The sequence below is a fragment of the Bacillus cereus group sp. BfR-BA-01522 genome, assembly GCF_022662635.1.
GTDB lineage: Bacteria > Bacillota > Bacilli > Bacillales > Bacillaceae_G > Bacillus_A > Bacillus_A cytotoxicus.
In genome coordinates this window covers 1-19,991 of record NZ_JAKUDY010000024.1, presented here as the reverse complement: position 1 = coordinate 19,991, position 19,991 = coordinate 1, and the positions used below count along the sequence as shown (strand labels likewise).

Here is a 19,991-nt window from a genome sequence, read left to right as displayed (position 1 = left end):
AAATTACATCACGAGTTTTGCAGGTGCGGTTTACGAGCTTATTCGTAAAGGTTTAAGTGTGTCGGATCGTTAACGTGGCATAAGCCACACCCTATCCGAAGGCGATTCATCACCCACCTACTCATTGGGCTATGCCCTGCACGTTCCTTGAGGTGGGTGTCTTCTCGCCTAAAAAGATAAAGCGGATACTGAATATAAAATAGACGGAAGCAGTAAGCTATAAAAAAATAATGCGGCATGTTGTAGAGCTACCTTACAATTGTTTATATATTCGAGGCGTAAGGGGAATTAAAAACTTTTCCTTCTTTTTAAAATAAATCCATTTCTACTCGCACAAGGAGAACTTCTTTTTCTCAGTCATATCGTGAACGCTCCCTTTATTTTGTTATATCCTTATTAGATGCAGAGCTCAAAATGATTTAAAGTGATCGATTTAGTTACATGAAGGTTATAGGATATGCTCGTTCGCTAGGTACTAAAGAAGTTCATTATATACGAACGTTGAAAATAAAATGACCATATATGATTTGGGAGTAACGCTAGTCAAGAACAATCTGGTTTTAACATTGTACTCATAAATTCTCTTTTAAATGCTTGATAACGAAAGTTCACCGCAATCCTCTGAACTGGTCGATTATCAAATCTCGTTTGCTCCGCTGTCCTTCTAAAGTCTGCTACACTTTGTCCACGCGTCTCATCATTTGTTGTACTAATCCAGACAGCAGACTTTTTGTATTCAAAAATAGTATCTTTTCGCAATGCAATAAATGGAAGTAAATCATGAATTGGACTACCACCGATTCCAGGGTATTGCTTTTTATAATAATTTTCATAGTAAAAATCAATCATTGGTTTAATCAGCTTTGCTTGTCCTGTTCCCTTATCGTCAATAAAATTTACCATTTCAGGAGTAATAATGGCCCGCTGCGTCACATTTAATGGGTAAATACTTACGTTTTTCGCGTACTTCATCACAATGTTTGTTGCGATGGGATCACTATAAAAATTCGCTTCTGATACAGGTGTAACATTACCGGGGCATAAAAACGCACCACCCATAATATAATACGCATGCACGCAACTCATTACTTCAGGATACAACAGAAATAATGTTGCGAGAGCTGTTAAACGTCCTGTTGCTACAATGATAATATCTTCTGGACACGGTTCGATTAACTTGATAATCTCATAAAAGTTTTCTCTTTTCATCCCTCTTGTTTTTGGAGGAATAATTGATCCCAAACCGTGTTCGCCATGAATTTCTGGAAAGAACAAAGGATCTTCTGCCGTCATTGGCCTACTGGCTCCTTTTATAATTTTTATCTTTGTAGCATAGTATCTCTCTAAAAAATAAACATTTTCAGTCACAATTTCCCTTGAAACATTTCCGTAATCAGCAACAATTCCAATGATATCAAGACGACACGTCTTATCTGCATAGATTAACGATACTGCATCATCAATACCAAAGTCTCCAAAAAAGATGATTTTCTTATTCACTATCCTCACCCCTCTTCTGCACATTCTAATACCATTATTATGCAAAAAAGACAAGGCGGTGAAACCATGAGAAGCAAAAAAGTCACCTATTTATTAGGAGGGCACTGAAAAACTCCACTTCATAAGAAAGAGGATCCCACCACCTACTATATAAAGGTTATGGGATCCTTTTTAATTTCAACATATTGATAAAATGCGTGTTATTTTCTCAAAGTAACCACTTTTTCAGTGGCCTCATTTATTAGTGACTTCCTTCTTTTTATAAGATAAATATGCTAATACACTTTTACTTGTATTGTATTTTGGATTATTTCCTTTACGTGGTTCTCTTATATGCGTTTTTTCAAATCCAGGAATTTCAGGCATTCTCTCCAAAAATTCAACAATTTCTTGTTCATTTCCTTCCACTCTTACACGAATCATTGTTATAACTACTCCTAGCTTTCTTTTTTACTTTCATAAGTATAACGTACTTACTAAGGAGCGCAAGAAGTTTCTCTTTCATGTAGCATTTTTTAATATACAAAAAGCTCTATTTCGTAATAAACTTTTATACCTTTCCTATTAAATCCAGTGCTAGTGCATTAGCAACATGTCCGCCACCTATTGTAATATCAAGTAAACGAATATTTTGACGAGATTGCACGTGCTGTATGATATATGGTAACCTTCCTTTTTCATAGATTTGACTCGTTACATACTTTTCAACATGATTCATCTTCTTTCTATCATTTATGAATGATAAGTTTTTCTTTCGCACTCTTCATCATTAGGAAATTTGTTTTATTTTTTATTCAAAATCTATTTATACGAATGTATAATTATTAAAGGAGGTGCAAAAATGCAAATAGAATGGAATGTAAATGCTATGTCGCAACATACAAAGGTTACTCCTTTGTATGTTGCACAAAACGAGAAACAGCATGTCGCTATTTCAGAAAAAGAAAATAAGCAAGATGACGGGGTTAAATTTGATATTCGATTGTTCGAAAAAACAACACAACAAGCTAAACATAAGTTTACAGAATTAGACTTATGGAGCACGTTAAAAGAGAAAGGTGTTCCGATGTGGATTATTTTGAAAATCCTCAAAAAATCTCACAAAGAAAAAGAACAAGATGCAACTAGCGCAATCCAAAATACTTCTAATACCTTTGAAGCTGTAAATGAAACAAGATTAAATGAAGTCATGTAGCATTTACTCTGTTAAGAGCCTTACCTTTTGGTGGGTTCTTTTTCTTTACTTAATGCACGAAAAGTATATTTTCTTCTTTTTGCACATACATGCTCATAGGTTCACAATAGGATTGAACAACTAACGGGAATGAAAATTGAAATAACTTCGTTAATACCGTTTCTTCATACAAATGAATAATCTGTTTTATTTCTGTAAAATGCTCTAAAATTAGCGTTCTATAGGATGCAAATTCTATATCCTTACTTACCCCTATCTCTTTTAATAATTCTGTACATAATAAAGAACGACGATAAATGAAACGAGGAAAATAATAAGCATAAAGCAATTCGTGACATTTCTCTTTAATTTTCTCCTCAAATGTAACATAGTACATATCAGTTCTGATACAAAATGCATCTTTTATTTCTCCGTTATACTCTCTTAAGAAGTCTTCTACTTTCTCATATGTATACCCTTCATGTGATTGATTAACCTTAACCAAAGATCCGCCGGCATTCATTATAAATTTAGGTGTAAACATGTAATAAAACACAATCCAAAAACATAATCTCACTACCATTTCCTCTTCCTTTTCTTGTAGAAACTGCTTAAATATTTTTTGAAAAAACTGCTTGATCATACTCCATCCCCCCTATCCTCAGTTTAAGTTCATCCCCATTTATTTTCCAATTACCAACAACTCTTTTTATACTAGATAAAATATCATTTTCTCTATATAAAGAATGGAATTTATACTATGAAATAAAAAATATAGACTCTGCTGCTCAAAATTAAACATCGCACTTGTATCATTCGCTCTCTTTACATTTGGCATTGTCGCTTCTTCTCTCGCTAAGTGAAAAAACCATTATAAACGCTTCTAGCAAGCAATATATCAAATCCTCCCAAGTTAGAGAAAAAACAATATGCAAATACGTAAAATATCTTCTTTTATATATATTTATTCATGCTAACATTTTCATCTTCCTCAAAAAATGATAAAATAGATTCACGTGTTTTCAGAATAATAAAATAGTAGGAATTTTAAAACGAGAACACAGTTTTAGGAGGGGTTTTAATGACATATACGTTAGCAACAAGAATGAAAGCATTTCAATCTTCCATATTTAGCGAATTAGCAGCTTATAAAAAAGAAAAGATCGCAGCAGGTCATAAAATGATTGATTTAAGCATTGGAAATCCAGATATGCCCCCTGCCGATTTCGTCAGAGAAGCTATGGTACATGCAGCAAATGAAAAAGAAAATTACGGTTATACTTTGACAGGAGTTGAAGACTTTCATCAAGCGGTAACGGAATATTATCATGCAAGTCACAATGTCACATTAAATCCTGATCGTGAAGTGTTGTTATTAATGGGATCTCAAGATGGTTTAGTGCACTTACCTATGGTCTTTGCAAATCCTGGAGATCTTATTTTAGTTCCTGACCCTGGATATACAGCTTATGAGACAGGAATACAAATGGCTGGTGCTACTCCATATTTCATGCCGTTAAAGAAAGAAAACGACTTTTTACCTAATCTACAAGAGATTCCCGAAGAAATTGCTAAAAAGGCAAAAATGATGATATTAAACTTCCCAGGAAATCCAGTTCCAGCAATGGCACACGAAGACTTCTTTAAAGAAGTAATCGCATTTTCTAAAAAACATCATATCATTGTTGTTCATGATTTTGCTTACGCTGAATTTTATTACGATAATCAAAAACCAATTAGTTTTTTATCTGTTCCTGGTGCTAAAGAAGTAGGGGTAGAAATCAATTCCCTATCCAAAAGTTATAGTTTAGCAGGAAGTCGCATCGGATATATGATTGGCAATGAAGAAATTGTGAGAGCCCTTACTCAATTTAAATCCAATACAGATTACGGTGTTTTCTTACCCATTCAAAAAGCTGCCGCGGTTGCTTTGCGCCAAGGAGCGGAATTTTGTTCGAAAAACCGGATTATCTATCAAGAGCGCCGCAATACTTTAATTGACGGTTTTGCTTCTTTTGGCTGGAACGTTGAGAAACCTGCTGGCAGCATGTTTGTATGGGCAGAAATACCAGATGGCTGGACCTCCTTACAATTCGCATATGCGTTAATGGACCGTGCAAATGTTGTTGTAACCCCTGGTCATGCTTTTGGACCACATGGTGAAGGCTTTGTCCGCATCGCACTCGTCCAAGATCAAGAGGTTCTACAACAAGTCGTTGAAAATATTAAAAATAGCGGGATTTTCTCTTCCAAAAAAGAAAATGCACTTGTTAAAAATTAATATCAACTCTTCTGCTTTCTCATAGCAGGAGAGACCCTTTTACATGGAGGTTTAACTATGAAAGGTACGCTTCCCCACCGCTATCCATTCTTAATGATTGATCATATTGTAGATATAAAAGAAGGACAATCTGTAAAAGGTTACAAATATCGATACAAGTGACTCTGATGGATTGGGTTTTCTTTCATCATTAGACGGTGTACAGTTTCACGGAAAAGCATTCCTTAGTGATACGGTTATATTACATTATGAAGTAATACGAAATCGCCGAGGCTTTATGCTCGGACAGCAACTGTAAACGATCAATTGATTGTTACAACTGAAAAACTATTAATCTACAAAGCGAAACAATAATAATTTGAAATACATAAGAAGGGGTTAAAAAAATGGAAAGTGTTGTCGGTATTGATGCTGGAGGAACATTAACAAAAATTGCTTACTTTGAAAGCAATAAGACAATATCTTTTAAGAAATTTTATTCTTATGAGCAAGAAAACATGAAAAAGTGGCTTCATCAAAACGAAACAATTACGAAGTTATGTATAACAGGTGGAAAAGGTGAACAATTACAAACATTACTTGCGAATCAATACGAAACGATATATGCAAATGAATTTGAAGCTACCCTCCAAGGTGTGCAGTTTCTTTTTAAAAAAGAAACTCTCTCCCTAAACAATTTTGTTTTAACAAATATCGGCACAGGTACTTCAATTCACTACATCCATGATAAACAATATGTTCGCGCAGGAGGAACTGGCGTTGGCGGTGGCACAATCATGGGACTAGCAAAATTATTAACAAATATAGAAAGTTTTGATCAAGTGCTCCATCATGCAAAACAAGGGAACAGAAATACCCTTGATATAACAGTTGGAGATATTTATAGCGGCGCACTCTCACCTATTGATTACCATTTAACAGCTAGTAATTTCGGGAAAGCAGCAATGACAGATTTAAACTATACGCATTCAGATTTACTTGCCACCCTGCAAGGTCTTGTTGGCGAAGTCGTTACCGCATTAAGTCTTCAATTTGCTGAGGCAAAAAACATAAATGATATCGTTTATATCGGCTCTACCTTATCTAACAATACACAGCTACAAAACATTATTGAACATTACACAAAGTATCAAAATAAACGACCCATTTTCTTACAAGATCACGGTTATAGCGGTGCAATTGGTGCTTTGCTTAGCGTACAAACGAAAAAAAGCTGACTTATGCCAGCTTTTTTAACTTTCAAGCTCATATTTCTTTTGTGAAACAGATTGTAAAAACGGATTGATTTCTCCTTTATTGTAAATCATTAATTCATGCATCGCACGTGTACACACCGTGTAAAATAAATTTCGTTCCTTTTCTCGTTTATACTGTGATGCATCATAAATGATAACTGCATCGAATTCTATCCCTTTTGATAAATAGGATGGAATCACTAGAATACCACTATCAAACGAACTCGTTTCCTTCTTTATAAGATGAACGTTTTGAAGTTGCTGAAAGCGATTATAGACTACTTTACTTTCTTCTTCTGTTTTACAAATAACCGCAATTGTTCGGTGCCCTCTCTTCTTTAAATCATCTATTCCCTCTGCAATTTGCTTATCATATTTCTCCCATTCTTTCACTTCAATCATTACCGGCTTGCGCCCATCTCGTTCAAATGGTTCAATTTCTTCGCTATGCGGAATAAACTGTTTGGTAAATTCAATAATTTGTTTTGTAGATCGATAGCTGCGTTTCAACACAATTTTTTCACTGCGCTCTTCACCATATAAATCATTTAATTGTGAAAATAAATGATTTGTCGCTTGTTCATAAATAGTTTGATTAAAATCACCAAGTATTGTCATTTTTGTATGTGGAAATATACGTTTTAAAAATGCATATTGGAATGTCGAATAATCCTGCGCTTCATCAATAAATATATGTTTTACAGCTGTATTTCTTTGCAATTCTTGTATTTGATCTTTCATGTATAAGTACGGCGTTGCATCTTCATACGGCATATAAAAATGCTTCACTTTCTCCACTGTTTGTTTGCATATTGCCCACCAGTTCTCTGGTAGTTCTTCGCGATCTAAAAATTGAGTTATATAGTTAGGGTCTTGAAATAGTTGTGTGTATAACGCTTTCGTATGAATAAATTGTAATTTCTTTACCCGTCTTCGAAGCGGTATAAAATGTTCTTTCACAACCATATCCGCTAACATACTTTGTTCTCTTTCAAATTCATTAAATGTACCGCCAGAATATGCCTTTTCCTTCTGCAGTTGTTGATGAACTTTTAAATATGTTTCTTTGTCTAATAACTGTATTTCTTCCTCTACCCACAGCTTTTTTCTTTCTACTTTTTCTTTTTTCCTTAGTTCTTTTAATAACCACTCGGAGATCAGTTTGATTCGATTCGGAATACGTATTGCCGAGTCAAATTCATAAAACTTCTCTTTTATTTGCTCTTTCGAAATAATAACTTTCCCTTTAAACTGAATATCTTTAAATTGCATGCCTTCTTGTTTTAAAAATGTGATATACCGATCCATTGCAGTAATAAATTGTAAACTAGCTTTATACTTTATCCCTTCTAACCGAACCTTGTAATTGTCATCTTCTATTTTTGTTAATACATACTCCATTTGCGTAAATGGATCTTCTACTTCAAACTCTCTTTCGATATGATCCTCTAAATACTTTTGAAACGTCGTTTGTTTCACATTCTCTTCCCCAAGCTCTGGCAAAACAGTAGAAATATAACTATTGAACATTGCATTTGGAGAAAAAAGAACAATCTGATTCGCATGTAATGTATCCCGATAACGATATAGCAAATATGCGATGCGCTGTAATGCTGCTGATGTTTTTCCACTTCCAGCTGCACCTTGCACAATAAGTAAGCGACTTGTTTCATTTCGAATGATTTGATTTTGTTCCTTTTGTATAGTCGATACAATACTTTTCATTTGTGTATTCGCATGATTCCCAAGTACTTCTTGCAGCATCGTATCCCCAATAGTAACTGCTGTATCAAACATATTCTGAATTTTACCACCACGGATAACATATTGACGTTTTAAAGTCATCTCTCCAGAAATCGTTTCATGAGGTGCGCTATACTTCGCTCTTCCTAACGAATAATCATAATACAAACTAGAAATAGGTGCCCGCCAATCATAAACAAGGAACTGTTCTGTACTTTCATCATAAAATGAGTGAATCCCTAAATATATAGACTCTTTCTTGTCTTCACCATCTTCTATAAAATCAATCCGTCCAAAATATGGCGACTGCTGTAATCGTTGTAATCCTTTTAGTTGACTCGATATATGACGATGGCTTTGCTCTCGTTCTGATAATAACTCCGCTTGTTGCTTTATACTCGCCGCTGTTTCTACAGCTTCTTCTATATTATCAACATTCACTGTTACATCATTCCAAAAATGTTTGCGTATTTGAACAACATCTTTTGTTACTGTACTTACATACTGCTCTAACGAATCTATACGCGTTCTAACTTTGCTTACTACCTCATCCACGCGCTGCTGCTCCTGCTTCCATTCTTGCTTTGTTTTCTCCATATCGCCACTCCTTATCAGCCATTCTTCTGCTCATCATCTTGTACAATATAAATTTCAACAAAAAGTTTGACAATCACTCGCCATTTTTGATATAATTATATTGGATATATATTGAGTTTTTTTAAAAATAAGCAATGAGCGTTTTTCCATTGTAACACATATATACGAAAAATCAATACAAATATACTAAGATTAGTAGCACAATCATCGCTTGTGCTACTATTTTTTATAATAGACTAGGTCGGAACAGCTCTAGAACCTCGAGTTCGCACAAAAAACTTACATACTCCCCCTCCCTTATAAGAGTAGTTTCAGTATGTTGGATTCTTGAGACTGTATATAAATCACTAAAATGATGCGAAGACTTCTATCAAAAATCAAAGCTGTCTTTTAATTGATTTTTCTAGATGTTGTGAAATGTATATCTAATACAAAACAAAACGTTAATCCATTATCCAAAAATGATTAGAAGAGCATATTTCATAGGTGAATTTCACGCAGGTTGTTACACCCAGATCGCTAGTTATAAGGTACTGTAGAAGTGAAAATAACGAAAGGTTCAGTTAGACAGTATAGGCGCAAGTTGATATCTACGTTTAGCCCTAAATTATAAAGTGACTTTCCCCCCATGATAACAATAGTAAGTTTCAGCTTTAAGATTTTTAATCTTTCTCAAAGACTGTTGCGCTTTCTCAATGTTTAAACAGAATTGTGGATTGGCAATGATTAATTCATCATCCTCATTAACAGCTGCATCACCTGTAATTACACTTTTTAAACTTGGAAAATACAATGAAATATGCCCTGAAGTATGCCCCGGCGTTGCTACTACTCTACATTTGTTATCTAGAATCATATCGCCATCATGTACCTTTTCATCAATTGAAACATGCTTCAAATTCTTTAATTGTTGTACAAACCATTTACCAAATTCGATTTCTTTAATTGTCATATGTTCAAGCATTTCCTCAGCTTGAACTAATCTCTCTGACTTTATTTCACCACTAATGTATTTTGATTCCCTTTCACTAGCTATAATGTTAATCCAAGGATATTTTTCCTTGAAATCATAAAGGGAGCCTATATGATCATCATCATAGTGAGTAATGATTATATTCTTTAAATTCTTCACTTCGTATCCATTTTTTAAAATTTCGTTTTCAATTAAAGACAGGGAATTTGTATACCCTGTATCGACCAAAGTTAGTTCATTATTCAATATAATTAAGCTAGGATAAATGTAATTTTTTTGCCTATTAAATTCAAATTCAATGGGTAGCTCTATTATTTTCATTTTCTCCTCCATACTGCATGTTTGTGAAACGTGCGATAATCGAATATTCTATACGCCTATTATACATAATATAGAAAAATATAACTTAAACCCTTTTATGTTCTTATTTTTAAACAATTTTATTGTTCATGAACACTTTCTACATTTGTTACTTGGTCCTAATGCAAGAAATCTTAACCGACTTGTTTCTTTCTCCCTTTTATAAAACTATTACAAGATAAGAAATCCAGATAAAAAACAGCATATATTCCATATATAGCATGTAATCCTCTCGAAATTCGCCCTTACGCGTTAGTTCTTCCATGCCTTTTCTATATAAATCGTATTCTAGAATCCCCCACCGCAAAATATATACATTTTTATCAAAATTAAAAATTTTCACTTTTTCTGTTTACTTTTATCCATTTATTGTATATACTTATTAGCGTAGGAAAAATATTCTAAAAGGAGGTCGAATGAAATGTCAAGATTACAATTACATGTTGTTGCATCTGTTTTCCAATTTCATAATTATTCGGCCAACCTAATGGAGAATTAAAAATCGCCTTTTATTTTTAACTCATACATTCGCCACAGGAGGTCGTATACTTTCCTGTGGCTTTTTCACGCTCAGCCATAGGAGTACTATATCTTCCTGTGGCTTTTTTGTGCGATTTTTTAGTCTCTTACATTATTTTTTAAAGAAAGGAGCAACATTTGATGACTTTTCGCGTATTGTTTTTAAGTATTACGATTCAAAGAACTACGACTTCTGAAGCTGATTTAGCTCATCATGAGCAGATTGAAAATGCTATGAATGAAATGAAAGAGCGTCAAACACTTTATTGTGATCATCTATAATTCCTTTTCGAAAGGAGGAATTCATTCACCTATGACCTTTCATATCTTCTTTTTTACAATTACCCTTCAGAAAAGAACATTGTCTGAAGAAGAGATTTTGCGAAAACAGCAGTTAAAACAAACGATGGAGGAAATAATCGACCGTAGAAGTTTGTACTATACTCAAATGTATTAAATTGAAAAGGAGCAATCTCTAATGAAATTTAAAATATTCTTTTTGACCATTATTATACAAAAAAATAAGCTCTCAAAATCTGAATTGTTGCATGAACAACAAATTCATAAGGCAGTCAATGACATAAAAATACGCCAAAGCCTTTACTGTAGTCGCTTATAAATTCTTTTAGGATGGAGGAATTCAAGTATGAAATTTAAAGTATTCTTTTTAACGATTTCAATTCAAAAGAGACCTTTATCTGAAGTAGAAGTGAAGCAAGAACAACAATATAAAAAAATTGTTGAGGAAATTCGTAATCGCCGAAGTACCTATTGCAGATTCTTATAAAAAATCATATAAGTTAATAAAGAAAGGAGAGAGTTAAGATGTTCATAGTACGTTGTGAAAAAATGATTTGGATTATAGAGAGGGATTCCACTTAGCCAGAAAATAAAATCCCCTTTTCACCAATGAAGGCAGTTACCAACTTATTATCCTAAAGAGTCGGGATTAAATATATAAAAATTTTATAATAAATATAGTTTTTAATCAAAAAAAGATACACCTTCTTATAGGTGTATCACCCTTACTTTATTCTATTTTCGGCTACTCCGTTTCGTCTTAAATAATCTTACTAAATTAGAAACAACTGTTTTTGTAACCGCATAAGCTGGCACAGCTAAAATCATTCCAATAATTCCAGCAAAGTTCCCTACTCCTAAGATTAATACGATAACTGTCAAAGGATGAATGTTCAACTTCGAACTCATAATACGCGGTGAAATAATGTTACTTTCAAATTGTTGAACAATCGTTACAACTAAGATTACCCAGACAGCTTGCATTGGCGATACAAATAATCCAACAATAACAGCGGGTGCAGCTCCAATAAATGGACCTAAGTTTGGAATAATGTTTGTGAATGCCGCTATGATTCCTAAAATGAATGCATACGGCAATCCAATAATGAAATATCCGATAAATGTAAATGCTCCTACAAATAAACAAACAAGTGCTTGTCCTTGTATATATGCAGATAAAGTTTCATTTGTTTCTTTTATAATACGCAGTCCTTCTTCACGGTACGATTCTGGCAAAAAGCTAACAGCCTTTCTAGGAAAAGCATGTCCATCTTTGAACATGTAAAACAGGATAAATGGTACAGTAAATATAACTAACGCGACATTTGTAATGATACCAAATAAAGCCGTTGCACTCGACGTAATCGTATTTGGTATATCTTTCAAATATTCCACTGCATTTTTTTCAATTGTTTCAATAGAAATGTAATCTTGTGTAGTCAGCCATTCAAATAGCCTATGATGAGATAGTTCTTGTATGTATATTTTTCCCTCCTTAATGTAATTTGGTAAGTTTTTCACTAATTCCATTAGCTGTTGTGAAACTGTCGGAACAACTACACCAATTGCCACTGCAGTTAATGTAATAATAAAAACATACAACAGTAAAACTGCTAAATTTCTAGGAACTTTTTGATTCTCTAAAAATACTAACACAGGATTGAATATAAAATATAGAAACAAAGCAATTAAGATTGGGAAAAATAAAGTTGAAATAAATATGCCAATTGGTTGAAATAAAAACGATATTTTTGTGCAAATAAATATAATTCCTACAACCATCAGCACTTCCAATGTCCAAAAGTGCACTTTCGATTTCAAAAAAATGGCCTCCTTTAAACTAGCACCTCTCCTTATTGTACCAAACTAAGTGTGAATTTCACATAATATTTTTAATTACAATATTCCAAAATACCATCAAATACACTACAATGAAATTAGATTACATACAAATTTGTAGATAAAGGTGATAAATATGGCGCAATGTATCATTTGCCGAAAAGAAACGAAAGAACTTAGTGAACAACACGTCATTCCAGAGATATTATGTGGATATTATTTCACAAATTCAGTTTGTGATTCCTGCCATGAACATCTTACAATACATGTTGATCGCCCATTAATTAGACATAAACTTAGCCAATATAAAATTGAACAAATGAAACAACAACTTGACTCTCCTCTTTACATAAAAGAATATGGACAAGAATTAGCTGCGGCGGAAACAGACGTTACCGAGACAAAAGATGAAATTCATTATTCTAACTCACTTATTATGAAACTATGTAAAAAACACGATATTTCACTACATAATGAAATTTGGAAAGAAGAACGCGTTACAAAAGTGGCCAGCTCCATTCAACGTGAATTACTTTTGGATAATCGAAAATATAAAATGAGCATTTTAAAAATGGCTTACACTTTCGCTGTTCAAACAATAGATGGCTATTTTTATGACCCGGATGCAATTGAAATTTCCGCCATTCTATCCAACGCGGACTTCTTTGAATTAAAGGAAAAAAGTATTGTTCGCGACTTAAGTAAAAGTTCGTTATGGAATACATTAAATACAAAAAGTGACAATCACTACTTTATTTTATTAAGTGATACAGACGGTTTATTCTGCTTCGTCCGTCTATTTAATATTTTTGATGTTGTTGTTCATCTTTCTCAAAAAGCGTATCATCTCCCTTCTCCAATGATTGGTGTGAATGATGTTCAAAACCAATCATTCTACATAGAAAGTTTAAAAGAATACATGAATCATTTATTTATGGAAAAAAGACCATCTACACATATTTCATCATAAGTATTCAAAACTAGAACATACGCTCTCCTTTCTTGATAAAAAGGCACTATGGTATAATGAGTATGAAAAGAACAATACAATCACATAAAACAATAAAAATTGTATATAAATAAAAAAGACTAGTGTGCGGCTACACACTAGTCAACGTAACTTGACAGATTGGATTGTTCATTTATCCTATTTGTTTCTTATGAATATAACAACCCATATTCTATTGGCATAGATGGGTTGTTATTTTTTGAGCTTGTCAATTAAAACGACAACGAACGTCAGCAATGCAACGAGAAATAATCCACCTTGCAGTAGTAACGTAATCTCGCTCACAAATTATCACCCCCCTTCTATGTGGAGAAGTGATAATTGAACACCCAACCATACCATAAGTTACCTTTTTATTTTATCATATTTTTTCGTCTTTTACGATGAAAACCGGCAAGATAGCAGCTTGCCGGTTTGTTTTTATTACTCAATTATTTCTTTTCTAATGCATAGGCATCCGCAATCATTTCTCCAACAATTTTATCTTTCTCATTTTGGGATACCGGTAAAAGCGGAAATAGCAGTTCAGCTACTTGATAGGCTTCTTCTAAATGTGGGTAACCAGATAAAATAAATGTATCTATACCTAGTTCTTCATATTCTTTTATTCTCTTTGCCACTGTATGTGGATCCCCAACAAGAGCTGTTCCAGCGCCTCCCCGTATTAATCCAATACCAGTCCATAAATTCGGGCTAATCTCCAAGGCCTCTCTCGTTCCTTTATTTAAACGTGTCATACGCTTTTGTCCAACTGAATCATAACGTGCAAATGTTTTTTGAGCGAGTTCAATTGTAGCATCGTCTACATATTGAATACATCGTTCCGCATCTTTCCAAGCTTCTTCTTCTGTCTCTCTTACGATGACATGTAACCGGATACCGAAGCGAACTGTACGCCCTTTTGCTTCCGCCAATTTTTTTACTTCTTTTATTTTTTGTTCTACCTGCGCTGGCTGTTCTCCCCATGTTAAATATACATCACAATGTTCTCCTGCTACAGCTTTTCCAGCATCTGATGATCCACCAAAGTAAATCGGCGGATGCGGAGATTGAACAGGTGGAAACACAACTTTACTATCTTTTACTTGAATATATTCTCCTTCTAAAGAGACTTGTTCCCCTTGCAAAACTGATTTCCAAACCTTTAAAAACTCATCTGTAGCATCATACCTTGCATCATGATCTAAAAATAGGCCATCTCCCTGTAGTTCAACTGGATCTCCTCCCGCTACAACATTAATAAGAAGACGTCCATCTGAAATCCGATCAAATGTTGACGCCATTCTCGCTGCAACTGTTGGTGACATAATCCCTGGCCTTACCGCAACTAAAAAACGTAATTTTTCCGTTTCAGCAGCAAGTGCTGAAGCTAACACCCAAGGGTCTTCACATCCTTGTCCCGTAGGAAGTAATACACCGCTATATCCTAAATAATCAGCTGCTTGTGCAACTTGCTTATAATATCCGTATTCAGCAGCTCTCCCTCTTTTTGTCGTACCTAAATACCTGCCATCACCATAAGCTGGAATAAACCATAATATTTCCATTTCTTCATACACCCCTTTTTCGTTTTACGTTCTCCTTTAACTTGCGACTTATAAAAATCTCACTATATATACTCTAATTCATTTCCGATTCGACTCTTTAAACTCCAGACTCTCCTTTATAATTATCCCTCCATTTCAAACATCTCACTTCCAATAAACGAACGAGTGAATCTGAAAATTTCCCTACAAATGCAAAAATAATAATTCCTACAAAAACAATATCTGTATTAGAAAATTGTCTCGCATCCATAATCATATAGCCAATTCCTTCCGTTGAGCCCATAAGTTCCGCTACCACTAAGCTCACCCATGCAACACCTAGAGATAATCTGGCACCTAATAATAAATTTGGTAAGGCAGCCGGTATAATGAGCTTTGTAATTAACTTCCTTTTACTAAATTCTAATACTCTAGCAACATCAAATAACTTGGAGTCTACACCACGAATTCCTAAAAACGTATTCACATATAAAGGAAAAAAAGCCCCATCGGCAATCAGTAATACTTTTGATGTTTCGCCAAACCCAAACCATAAAACAAATAATGGTGCCACAGCTAAATGTGGTACAGTTCTGAGCATTTGTATCGAAGGATCTAAATATTGCTCGCTTCTTGTTGAAAAACCAACAATTGTTCCTAAAACAACCCCTAGACTACCGCCAACGAAAAAGCCAACAGCTGCTCGAAACACACTAATACTTAAATGATTAAACAATTCCCCCGTCTGAACAAGGCTCTGAAAAGCTAGAAAAATATCCCACGGTGTCGGTAAAACTGTTTTAGAAACAAGCTCCAAAAATCCTGCGAATTGCCAAATCAGCAATACGATAGTCGGTATAATAATTGCTCGTATCAAGAGAGAAACATTCTTTTTACGAGAATGAGCCATTTCTTGCTTTTGAGCTAGTTTTACTTCTGCTGTCTCAACTATCGTTTTCGCGCCTTCCATTTTCTAACACCCCTTTACTCCGATTTCAATGCTTTTTCAATATACGTATTATCTACAACTTCGGCAGGCTTAATTTTCTTTTTAATAGAATGCAGTTTATATTGAAAATCAGCCGTCTTTTGCTGTTCTTTTATAATGTCTTTCGTAATTGGTACTAAAATAGGTTTGTCGTGATGAAATACTTCTTTTACAATTTCAGGATCACTTTTCTTTGCGGAAGCATAAATATTGACTGCCTCTTCAAAATGAGATTCCTGCCACACTCGCGCTTTTTCATATACTTTCAGAAACGTCACAACGAGTTCTGGGTGTTCTTTCGCAAACTTTGTTCTTGCAACAATAAATTCTGGTGATGGGATGTTTAATGTATCACCATCTACAATCACCTTTGCCCCTTTTTTTAATGTATGTAATGATATAAATGGATCCCAGATTGCCCATGCATCTACCGATCCTGATTCAAAAGCTGGCTGTGCTTCATCAGGTTGTAGCTGAATAACACCGACATCTTTTGCATCTAATCCTGCTTTCTCTAACGCACGGTATAATAAATTAAATGCGCTACTTCCTTTTGCGACGGCAACTTTTTTCCCTTTTAAATCTTTTATACTTGTAATTTTGCTATCTTTTTTCACAAGAATCCCTGTACCTTTTCTTGCATAGCTCGTATTTGCAATTTCTGTGAATTCAATATTCGCAGCTTGTGCGGAGATAACCGGTGAGTTTCCAACTTCCCCAAAGTCTAAACGATTTGAGGCAATCGCTTCAAAATAAGGAGGACCACTTTGAAATTCCGTCCACTTTACTTTTACACCAACTTTTTCAAACTCTTCTTCAAACCATCCCTTTTTCTGTGCGAGTAATAGTGGACTTAACCCTTGCTGTATGCCAATTTGAATTGTTAGATCTCCCTTCTCATTTTTTTCACTTACTGCCTTGCTTTGACACCCCGTCAATAAAAGGAGTATTCCTAAAGTGAAATAAATCAATATATTCTTTTTATTCTGCACCAGCCTTCCCTCCTTACACACTTTTAGTCGTAAGTTCTCCATATTCAAACTCTTTTAAAACTTTCGTTCGAAATTGTTGGAATAATGAAGAAGTCTTACTCCGTGGATATGGTAATGGATTAGAGATCACTTTCTTTATTGTTCCAGGTCTATGACTCATAATGACAACCCGATTGGAAAGATAAATTGCTTCATCTATGTCATGCGTAACTAAAATCATTGTTGTCTTCTTTTGCTTCCAAATATTTAGTAACACATCTTGTAGATGCGTTCTCGTGAATGCATCTAGCGCACCAAATGGTTCATCTAGTAGTAATACATTGGGATTTCGTAATAGTGCTCTTGCAATGGCAACTCGTTGTGACATACCACCGGATATCTCTTTTGGATAAGACTTTTCAAATCCTTTGAGTCGAACGACTTCAATCCATTCCTTCACTTGTCTTTGTACCTCTAATTGTCTAAGTGATAAATCAGCTGCAATATTTTCTTCAACTGTAAGCCATGGAAACAAACGATGCTCTTGAAAAATAAATCCTTGTTTCATACTTGGTGCTGTCACTTGTTCTCCATCAATAAAGACTTCACCAATAAAATCATTATCTAACCCTGCTACAATCTTTAATAAAGTACTTTTTCCACACCCGCTTGGGCCAATTATAGTTACAAAATCTCCTTTATTTATTTGTAACTGAATATCCTCTAACACTCGAACACTTCCAGAGGATTTCACAAAAGATTTCGTAACGCCTTGAATGGAAACTGTCACACATTCGCCCTCCTTAAAATGAATGAATTAAGAAATGATATAACAAAAAAACCAAAGGCATTTCATAAATGAATGAAATGCCTTTGGTTTTTCCAATCAGCAATATATTATTGAATTAACTATATATTATACAAACCTTTCCGATAAGTCAACTTTGTTTTGAGAGGATTATATCCAATTATTCACAGGAGTAAAATAGAAAATCAACAAAACTTCTCTTATGTGCAATAGCTTGATTCATATCATCCCACCTTTTATTCCCTTTCCTTTCGCAAGCGAATCGCTTCTTTTAATAATGGCTCCATATACGTACCCCCATTTATATTATTTACTAAAGCTTCTTTCTCTAGAGGAACATAAGTAGGCTAGACGTTTTATAATCTCTTTGGCAGTCTCATCTTTTCCCTCACATAGCTGGACATAGCCATCTTCTCCAATTACATAATGATAAGCTCCGCGTGAATGTAACGAATGCGATGAGTTGGCAATCATTATATTGGCCTTTGCGTCTTTCATTCTCATGCTGGCACGCTGAATTAATTCCTCTTCACTGATATCGCTTTCAAGTTTAAATCCAACTAAAAGCGTTTCTGGATCCCATTGTTTAATTTGTTTTAATATTTTAGGTGCTTTTTGAAAATGAATGACTGGCGCTATATCACTAGAAATCTTTCCGTTCATGTTAAGTACATTTCCTTCTTGATCACAAATTTTTTCAACAATCCAATCCGATCCAGCCGCAGCCATAATAACAGCGTCAATTTTGTCATGGGTCATAATGCTTTTCATTTTATTCTGTAAATCGATAATTCCTTCAAAAGGATGTAATTCTAATTGTACATTTGTTGCGACCGGTTTTTCAGCAAAATAGCCATGTAAATATATAACATGTGCTCCTTTTTCCATCGCTTCTTCTGCAAGTAGCCTTCCGATTGTTCCTTTTGCTAAATTTGTATGTCCGCGCACTTGATCCCATTTTTCCAGACAACCACCGCTTGTAATTATTATCTTTTTCCCCTTCATTTGAATCATCCCTTACTTATTTTTCGAGCGAAGCCACGCTGTACTATAATCGATAATCTCTCTCTGCTTCATGACTCTGCACGTTGCATTTCCAATCTTTCCAATTTGAACAGCATTTGTTTGTTCAAATTCTGTCCCAATCTTAACAAATGGTTCAGGGTCATAGTCTATTTCATCAAACTCTTTCCAGACGCTAACCCCATTTTCAATAATAGGCGCTCCTTCTTTTATAAATTCACACGCCCCAGCACGTATTTCTGATAAATGAATAGATGTATTCGAATCATAGCCAACTCCTATTAATAATACATATCCATCTAAATCATATATTTTCTTTAATGGAGATGCTTCACCGAAACTAAATGACAGTGAATGGTCCGCTGTAATCCATTCTGCATGTTTCCCCCAAGCAGCGAAACTATTTAACGGATGACTACTTCGCTTTACATTTGGGTATGTACGAAAACACTCTACAATTTTCCCCATCGCTCTTGTTGGAGTAATATCCGGATGAAAGGCAGGCACATTCTCACGAATTATGGACCACCAGTTTTTTGGAACTGGTGGTCGAGCCCAATTTTTTGGATCCGACAAATCAGATGTTTGCGTTGGCATTACAATCGTTCCCTCTTCCGTAATTACGTTCATTAATGCTTCCACCACCGCAACTGCTCCACCGCACACCCATCCTATTGAACTAAGCGAAGAATGTACAATCACTGTCATTCCTTTCTGTATCCCTAATTTCCTTAAATCATTTGTGATCGTTTCAATGGTATTTGGGAAATCTGTTTCCGCTACTATATCATTTATTTTCATCATGATTCCTCCGGTCATTTTATCGTAAATCTTACATAAACTCATATTTTACATTTCATCATATTTTTCTTAATTTTTTATCTGTTAGAAGATAAAATTCTTATCATGTATATTGTGAAAAGTAAATTTAGAGACGCTGAAAAAAATACTCTCCTAAAGTGTATGTAAAGTACTTTAGGAACGTACTGTTATGACTTAATATTGAACTACTCACCACTTAACGACCTTACGGTCTGTTTGAAGTGGGAGATTCCTAAGAACACCAACCTAACGGTTAGTTATTGATTAGGCTATCCCCGTAGTCCCTACGGTTAGAAGTCTTATTGCTTCATTTTTAAGATTTT

Annotated in this window: 21 protein-coding genes and 3 pseudogenes; 9 read left to right on the top strand and 15 right to left on the bottom strand. The window is 34.5% G+C overall.

Going from position 1 to position 19,991, the window contains the following annotated elements; all coding sequences use genetic code 11:
* Positions 1-543 precede the first annotated feature (543 nt).
* The 3 genes and pseudogenes from MR059_RS20825 to MR059_RS20815 all read right to left on the bottom strand — a co-directional run.
* Positions 544-1,509, bottom strand: a complete 966-nt coding sequence (locus MR059_RS20825) for a nucleoside hydrolase (RefSeq protein ID WP_041809774.1) — start codon at positions 1,507-1,509, stop codon at positions 544-546.
* A 225-nt stretch (positions 1,510-1,734) separates the two neighbouring features.
* Positions 1,735-1,923, bottom strand: coding sequence for a DUF3970 family protein (locus tag MR059_RS20820; protein ID WP_012094450.1), 189 nt, complete (start codon positions 1,921-1,923; stop codon positions 1,735-1,737).
* Positions 1,924-2,074: 151 nt separating this feature from the next.
* Positions 2,075-2,218 (bottom strand): annotated as a pseudogene (locus tag MR059_RS20815) (class I SAM-dependent methyltransferase); the annotation flags it as partial.
* A 123-nt stretch (positions 2,219-2,341) separates the two neighbouring features.
* Between MR059_RS20815 and MR059_RS20810 the strand changes: the two are divergent.
* Positions 2,342-2,695, top strand: a complete 354-nt coding sequence (locus tag MR059_RS20810) for a DUF3914 domain-containing protein (protein WP_048723323.1) — start codon at positions 2,342-2,344, stop codon at positions 2,693-2,695.
* A 49-nt stretch (positions 2,696-2,744) separates the two neighbouring features.
* On the opposite strand, the gene MR059_RS20805 is transcribed toward MR059_RS20810, so the two are convergent.
* Positions 2,745-3,317, bottom strand: a complete 573-nt coding sequence (locus MR059_RS20805; RefSeq protein ID WP_242162012.1) for a hypothetical protein — start codon at positions 3,315-3,317, stop codon at positions 2,745-2,747.
* A 438-nt stretch (positions 3,318-3,755) separates the two neighbouring features.
* Between MR059_RS20805 and MR059_RS20800 the strand changes: the two genes are divergently transcribed.
* From MR059_RS20800 to coaW, 3 genes and pseudogenes are all read left to right on the top strand, one after another.
* Positions 3,756-4,955 carry an LL-diaminopimelate aminotransferase gene (locus MR059_RS20800; RefSeq protein WP_242162011.1) on the top strand — a complete coding sequence of 400 codons (1,200 nt, stop codon included), beginning with the start codon at positions 3,756-3,758 and terminating at the stop codon, positions 4,953-4,955.
* A gap of 57 nt (positions 4,956-5,012) precedes the next feature.
* Positions 5,013-5,309: pseudogene (locus MR059_RS20795) on the top strand (3-hydroxyacyl-ACP dehydratase FabZ family protein).
* 32 nt (positions 5,310-5,341) lie between these two features.
* Positions 5,342-6,172 carry a type II pantothenate kinase gene (gene coaW / locus MR059_RS20790; protein WP_012094455.1) on the top strand — a complete coding sequence of 277 codons (831 nt, stop codon included), beginning with the start codon at positions 5,342-5,344 and terminating at the stop codon, positions 6,170-6,172.
* 15 nt (positions 6,173-6,187) lie between these two features.
* Here the strand turns inward: coaW and helD are convergent, their stop codons facing one another.
* The 3 genes and pseudogenes from helD to MR059_RS20775 form a co-directional block, all read right to left on the bottom strand.
* Positions 6,188-8,530, bottom strand: coding sequence for an RNA polymerase recycling motor HelD (gene helD / locus MR059_RS20785; RefSeq protein WP_242162010.1), 2,343 nt, complete (start codon positions 8,528-8,530; stop codon positions 6,188-6,190).
* A 395-nt stretch (positions 8,531-8,925) separates the two neighbouring features.
* Positions 8,926-9,160: pseudogene (locus MR059_RS20780) on the bottom strand (hypothetical protein); the annotation flags it as partial.
* Positions 9,138-9,824 carry an MBL fold metallo-hydrolase gene (locus MR059_RS20775; protein WP_210351610.1) on the bottom strand — a complete coding sequence of 229 codons (687 nt, stop codon included), beginning with the start codon at positions 9,822-9,824 and terminating at the stop codon, positions 9,138-9,140. The pseudogene MR059_RS20780 and the gene MR059_RS20775, both read right to left, overlap by 23 nt.
* A gap of 699 nt (positions 9,825-10,523) precedes the next feature.
* On the opposite strand from MR059_RS20775, the gene MR059_RS20770 reads away from it, so the two are divergent.
* The 4 genes from MR059_RS20770 to MR059_RS20755 are packed head-to-tail and all read left to right on the top strand — an operon-like array spanning position 10,524 to position 11,169.
* Positions 10,524-10,664 (top strand): YrzI family small protein, encoded by a 141-nt coding sequence (locus MR059_RS20770; RefSeq protein ID WP_041809776.1) that lies wholly within the window; start codon positions 10,524-10,526, stop codon positions 10,662-10,664.
* A 31-nt stretch (positions 10,665-10,695) separates the two neighbouring features.
* Positions 10,696-10,839 (top strand): YrzI family small protein, encoded by a 144-nt coding sequence (locus tag MR059_RS20765; protein ID WP_087095014.1) that lies wholly within the window; start codon positions 10,696-10,698, stop codon positions 10,837-10,839.
* A gap of 21 nt (positions 10,840-10,860) precedes the next feature.
* Positions 10,861-11,001 (top strand): YrzI family small protein, encoded by a 141-nt coding sequence (locus MR059_RS20760; protein WP_081428377.1) that lies wholly within the window; start codon positions 10,861-10,863, stop codon positions 10,999-11,001.
* Between the two features lie 27 nt (positions 11,002-11,028).
* Positions 11,029-11,169, top strand: coding sequence for a YrzI family small protein (locus tag MR059_RS20755; protein WP_012094460.1), 141 nt, complete (start codon positions 11,029-11,031; stop codon positions 11,167-11,169).
* Positions 11,170-11,417: 248 nt separating this feature from the next.
* Here the strand turns inward: MR059_RS20755 and MR059_RS20750 are convergent, their stop codons facing one another.
* Complete coding sequence (locus MR059_RS20750; RefSeq protein WP_012094461.1) at positions 11,418-12,503, bottom strand: AI-2E family transporter; 1,086 nt, start codon at positions 12,501-12,503, stop codon at positions 11,418-11,420.
* A 154-nt stretch (positions 12,504-12,657) separates the two neighbouring features.
* On the opposite strand from MR059_RS20750, the gene MR059_RS20745 reads away from it, so the two are divergent.
* A complete protein-coding gene (locus MR059_RS20745; RefSeq protein ID WP_012094462.1) occupies positions 12,658-13,491 on the top strand; it encodes an HNH endonuclease in 834 nt (277 codons plus the stop codon).
* A gap of 231 nt (positions 13,492-13,722) precedes the next feature.
* Here the strand turns inward: MR059_RS20745 and MR059_RS20740 are convergent, their stop codons facing one another.
* The 7 genes from MR059_RS20740 to MR059_RS20710 form a co-directional block, all read right to left on the bottom strand.
* Complete coding sequence (locus MR059_RS20740) at positions 13,723-13,815, bottom strand: putative holin-like toxin (RefSeq protein ID WP_087095017.1); 93 nt, start codon at positions 13,813-13,815, stop codon at positions 13,723-13,725.
* A gap of 146 nt (positions 13,816-13,961) precedes the next feature.
* Positions 13,962-15,077, bottom strand: a complete 1,116-nt coding sequence (ssuD, locus tag MR059_RS20735) for an FMNH2-dependent alkanesulfonate monooxygenase (protein ID WP_242162009.1) — start codon at positions 15,075-15,077, stop codon at positions 13,962-13,964.
* Between the two features lie 97 nt (positions 15,078-15,174).
* A complete protein-coding gene (locus MR059_RS20730; protein WP_375293720.1) occupies positions 15,175-15,966 on the bottom strand; it encodes an ABC transporter permease in 792 nt (263 codons plus the stop codon).
* 74 nt (positions 15,967-16,040) lie between these two features.
* Entirely contained in the window at positions 16,041-17,078 is a 1,038-nt protein-coding gene (locus MR059_RS20725) for an aliphatic sulfonate ABC transporter substrate-binding protein (protein WP_242162008.1), read from the bottom strand.
* Positions 17,050-17,805: an ABC transporter ATP-binding protein gene (locus tag MR059_RS20720; protein ID WP_087098788.1), complete on the bottom strand. Its 756-nt coding sequence runs from the start codon at positions 17,803-17,805 to the stop codon at positions 17,050-17,052. The genes MR059_RS20725 and MR059_RS20720 overlap by 29 nt, the downstream gene beginning before the upstream one ends.
* A gap of 324 nt (positions 17,806-18,129) precedes the next feature.
* The gene (locus MR059_RS20715; RefSeq protein WP_012094467.1) at positions 18,130-18,828 is read right to left on the bottom strand and encodes a phosphopantothenoylcysteine decarboxylase domain-containing protein; all 699 of its coding nucleotides are present in this window, start codon (positions 18,826-18,828) and stop codon (positions 18,130-18,132) included.
* A 12-nt stretch (positions 18,829-18,840) separates the two neighbouring features.
* Positions 18,841-19,647: an AAC(3) family N-acetyltransferase gene (locus MR059_RS20710; RefSeq protein ID WP_041809781.1), complete on the bottom strand. Its 807-nt coding sequence runs from the start codon at positions 19,645-19,647 to the stop codon at positions 18,841-18,843.
* Positions 19,648-19,991 lie beyond the last annotated feature (344 nt).

Excerpts from the sequence above, each read along its gene's own strand:
- MR059_RS20820 (WP_012094450.1), bottom strand. The coding sequence starts at position 1,923 with ATGATTCGTGTAAGAGTGGAAGGAAATGAACAAGAAATTGTTGAATTT.
- MR059_RS20810 (WP_048723323.1), top strand. The coding sequence starts at position 2,342 with ATGCAAATAGAATGGAATGTAAATGCTATGTCGCAACATACAAAGGTT.
- MR059_RS20805 (WP_242162012.1), bottom strand. The coding sequence starts at position 3,317 with ATGATCAAGCAGTTTTTTCAAAAAATATTTAAGCAGTTTCTACAAGAA.
- MR059_RS20800 (WP_242162011.1), top strand. The coding sequence starts at position 3,756 with ATGACATATACGTTAGCAACAAGAATGAAAGCATTTCAATCTTCCATA.
- coaW (WP_012094455.1), top strand. The coding sequence starts at position 5,342 with ATGGAAAGTGTTGTCGGTATTGATGCTGGAGGAACATTAACAAAAATT.
- helD (WP_242162010.1), bottom strand. The coding sequence starts at position 8,530 with ATGGAGAAAACAAAGCAAGAATGGAAGCAGGAGCAGCAGCGCGTGGAT.
- MR059_RS20775 (WP_210351610.1), bottom strand. The coding sequence starts at position 9,824 with ATGAAAATAATAGAGCTACCCATTGAATTTGAATTTAATAGGCAAAAA.
- MR059_RS20770 (WP_041809776.1), top strand. The coding sequence starts at position 10,524 with ATGACTTTTCGCGTATTGTTTTTAAGTATTACGATTCAAAGAACTACG.
- MR059_RS20765 (WP_087095014.1), top strand. The coding sequence starts at position 10,696 with ATGACCTTTCATATCTTCTTTTTTACAATTACCCTTCAGAAAAGAACA.
- MR059_RS20760 (WP_081428377.1), top strand. The coding sequence starts at position 10,861 with ATGAAATTTAAAATATTCTTTTTGACCATTATTATACAAAAAAATAAG.
- MR059_RS20755 (WP_012094460.1), top strand. The coding sequence starts at position 11,029 with ATGAAATTTAAAGTATTCTTTTTAACGATTTCAATTCAAAAGAGACCT.
- MR059_RS20745 (WP_012094462.1), top strand. The coding sequence starts at position 12,658 with ATGGCGCAATGTATCATTTGCCGAAAAGAAACGAAAGAACTTAGTGAA.
- ssuD (WP_242162009.1), bottom strand. The coding sequence starts at position 15,077 with ATGGAAATATTATGGTTTATTCCAGCTTATGGTGATGGCAGGTATTTA.
- MR059_RS20730 (WP_375293720.1), bottom strand. The coding sequence starts at position 15,966 with ATGGCTCATTCTCGTAAAAAGAATGTTTCTCTCTTGATACGAGCAATT.
- MR059_RS20725 (WP_242162008.1), bottom strand. The coding sequence starts at position 17,078 with ATGGAGAACTTACGACTAAAAGTGTGTAAGGAGGGAAGGCTGGTGCAG.
- MR059_RS20715 (WP_012094467.1), bottom strand. The coding sequence starts at position 18,828 with ATGAAGGGGAAAAAGATAATAATTACAAGCGGTGGTTGTCTGGAAAAA.
- MR059_RS20710 (WP_041809781.1), bottom strand. The coding sequence starts at position 19,647 with ATGAAAATAAATGATATAGTAGCGGAAACAGATTTCCCAAATACCATT.